General features: G+C 48.8%; 3 protein-coding genes and 1 pseudogene. 3 read left to right on the top strand and 1 reads right to left on the bottom strand.

Annotated elements, in window-relative coordinates:
* Both JU82_RS05125 and JU82_RS05120 read left to right on the top strand, forming a co-directional pair.
* The coding region (locus JU82_RS05125) for a hypothetical protein (RefSeq protein ID WP_037947453.1) at positions 1–1,043 on the top strand (1,043 nt) is incomplete at its 5' end.
* A 2-nt stretch (positions 1,044–1,045) separates the two neighbouring features.
* A complete protein-coding gene (locus JU82_RS05120) occupies positions 1,046–2,143 on the top strand; it encodes a trypsin-like peptidase domain-containing protein (protein WP_037947445.1) in 1,098 nt (365 codons plus the stop codon).
* 6 nt (positions 2,144–2,149) lie between these two features.
* Here JU82_RS05120 and JU82_RS05115 read toward each other — a convergent pair whose 3' ends face one another.
* On the bottom strand, positions 2,150–2,761 hold the full coding sequence (locus tag JU82_RS05115; RefSeq protein ID WP_037947443.1) for a DUF502 domain-containing protein: 612 nt from the start codon (positions 2,759–2,761) through the stop codon (positions 2,150–2,152).
* Positions 2,762–2,847: 86 nt separating this feature from the next.
* On the opposite strand from JU82_RS05115, the pseudogene JU82_RS05110 reads away from it, so the two are divergent.
* Positions 2,848–3,110: pseudogene (locus JU82_RS05110) on the top strand (M3 family peptidase); the annotation flags it as partial.

The following is a 3,110-nucleotide window of genomic DNA, read 5'->3' as shown; positions in this document are numbered from 1 at the left end:
TCATAACGTCCGAATCGCTCGAAGCATATGCCGACGTTGCCCTCTTGGACAAACTCCACGTTGCGATCAAACGGCGTTTTTTGGAACGCAATTTTCAGCTTACCTATGCGCGTTTCAGCCAAAACGACGGTGCCATCCGGCTCTCCATCCGACTCGACAACGCAACGATCACACCCCAAAAAATCTTTTTCCCGCTTCGTGAAATAGCCCTGAACGCCGATTTTGAAAAAGAGTTCATCGCCTCGGAGTTTGACGAATCGATACTGCTTGAATACGATCATATCCTCAAATTGGATTCCGAACGTGCATCGCATCTGCATTCCATGATGCGCCAATGGATCGGCGAAACCAAACAAAGCCTTATCGGACTGCTTTCCAATGATAACAGCGGAATGGTATCGTTTAGCTATCTGGCCCTCCTTCTTCAGATCGATTATCTGCTGATGCCGCGAAAAAAACTTGCCAAAAACATCAACGAAAAAATCAACGGCTATTTTCTCGACGATGAAAAGATGACCGAAGACAAAAACGCCGAACTCGAAAATTATCTGAACGAACTCGAAACCATGGACGTCGATGCGTTTGCGACGCAGTTTTACAAAGCGGCCTACACCTTCTCGCCTTACGAGCATGCGCTGCACGATGAGATCGCTTCGTTTATCGAAGAATCGCTGAACAAAGTCCGGTGGTATAAAAACAACCGTTCGCATTATGTCATCAGCGTCATTTACCGCTACGTCGCTCTGTACGTTTTGTACAACTACGGACTTCATCCCTCGCTGCGTGCCCTGATGCACCTGCATGTCGAAATTTATTCGAGCGATTTTTTCAAAGCGGAGGGAGACATTCCTCTGTACGATTCGAAGACACGAACATTTGACAGACATCGAATCGCGATGCGGATCGCATCAGCCATCGAGCCGTATGCGGAGCGCTACAAAACGTTACGTAATTTTGCCGATGACATTAATTACGACGATCTAGATCACTTCAGCCAGAGTTTTTATCTCCAAATCAAAAATCTCGATTATACGGAGGTGTAAGGATGAATCTTTCCACCCAGAAAATGGTTGAACGCACGATCGAGAGCATCGTCCAGATTACAACCCCCTACGGCAGCGGCAGCGGATTCGTCTGCGACGGGCTGATCGTCACCAACTCCCATGTCGTCAGCGGGCTCAAAGAGGTGCTCATCAGTACCAAAGCCCTCCCGAAAACAATCGGCATCGTCGTCTATGACGATCCGGCGTACGATCTGGCGTTCATCCGTTCTCCCGATCCCATCGTCTGCAACCATCCGCTGCGCCTGAGTCTTGAAGAGGTTCATGACGGGGACAATGTCATCGCCATCGGCCATCCCTACGGGCTGAACTACTCGACCACCGAAGGAATTGTTTCGAAAGCCGCCCGTTTGCAGGGAGAAGTGGAATACATTCAGTTCGATGCGGCAATCAATCCGGGCAACAGCGGGGGACCGCTGATGAACGAACAGACCGAAGTGATCGGCGTCAATACCTTTATCATCCAAAATTCGAACAATCTCGGGTTCGCCCTTCCGGCCTATCTTTTGCACGATGCGTTGGAAGAATTCAAAAAAATACGCAAAGACCATGCTATCCGATGCGTTTCGTGCAAAAATCTGATTCCCGAAGAGACGATACACAATGACTATTGTCCCAAATGCGGAACAAAACTGGAAGTCGCCAAACGGCGGCGGGAAGGGTATAAACCGACCGGCGTCGTCGCACTGATCGAAACGATTTTGGGATCTCTGGGCGTCAACGTAACCCTATCTCGCCGAAGCCAGCGCAGCTGGCGAAGCGAAACGGGTGCGACCCGCATCGACATCAACTATTACGACAACGGCATCGTCATCGGAGACTCGCCCCTGTGCCGCATACCGCAGGAAAACATCGAATCACTGTATGATTTTTTGCTGAACGAAAACGCAGCACTTCAACGGCTACAGTTTTCCATCAACGAAAATACCGTCTACCTCTCCTACATCGTCGTCGATTCTTCCCTGACGCTTCATCATGGAACCGAGGGGCTTGAAAAACTCTACCGCGAGGCTCCGCGCTATCAGAAGCTGCTGATTGAGAGATTCAACGCTCTCGAACCCAAGTACGACGAGTTTGAATGAAGTGCATCACCGCCCGTTGATCTTCTCTGCGATCTCCTCTTTTTTGGGAAAATCGGCGCCCATGCTGATTATGAACGAGGACGCTTCCTGCAGCGTCAGAGTCGTTTTGATCGTCCGTTTTTCATCCACAATGACGGTATAGCCGCTGGTTGGATTCGGTGATGTCGGGATAAACAGTACGCAAATATTTCCCTGACGGTTCAGCAGATAGGCCGGAACCCATACGTCGTCTTTGGGATATTCGACCAAAACGACCTCTTTACGCCCCCCGTCTTCGCCACCGGAGAGCATCGTTGCGAGTTTTTTGGACACCGAGTAAACCGAACGAATCGCGGGAATGCGCTCAAACAGGCTATCGATGATCGAAATGAACATCGAGCGGCCGTATTTCTCGATCGAATACCCCAACAGCGCAAATACGGCGATGACGGCAACCATCAAGGCAATCGTTACCCCGAACGAATCGGTGTATTCGTGCAGTGACGAATACGCGCTCACCCCAAGATCTTTGATGAAATTGACAACGATCAATACCAAAATCAGAGGAAAGAGGGAAAGTCCCCCCACAAAGATATACCGAAGCAACTGCTGAATTTTTGTTCTGATGGAAGCGCGCATCTTATAAACCTTGATAACAAATTGCAAGATTATAGAATAATTTTTGAATCGCTGCACTACAATAACGCTACTTTTTAGGAGAAAACATGCAGCCTTTTGCCGATTTTAAACTTAATTTAGACACTTTCATCGCCGATCTGGATGCCCTGATCGAAAACAACCGCCGTATCATCGATACCCTATTGGCTATTCCGCACAAAACTTATGCCGATTTTGTCCGTCCGTTTGATTTCATGGAAGAGGAGATGGAGCTTCTTTTCACCCCTCTTTCGCATATGAATGCCGTCAAAAACTCTGAAGCGACGCAAAAAATCTATGCCGAAGCGCTTCCGATCCTTACCGAGTATTC

It is taken from the genome of Sulfuricurvum sp. MLSB, from assembly GCF_000747095.1.
Taxonomy (GTDB): Bacteria; Campylobacterota; Campylobacteria; order Campylobacterales; family Sulfurimonadaceae; genus Sulfuricurvum.
This window is presented reverse-complemented; position numbering and strand designations above follow the sequence as displayed.

Excerpts from the sequence above, each read along its gene's own strand:
- JU82_RS05120 (WP_037947445.1), top strand. The coding sequence starts at position 1,046 with ATGAATCTTTCCACCCAGAAAATGGTTGAACGCACGATCGAGAGCATC.
- JU82_RS05115 (WP_037947443.1), bottom strand. The coding sequence starts at position 2,761 with ATGCGCGCTTCCATCAGAACAAAAATTCAGCAGTTGCTTCGGTATATC.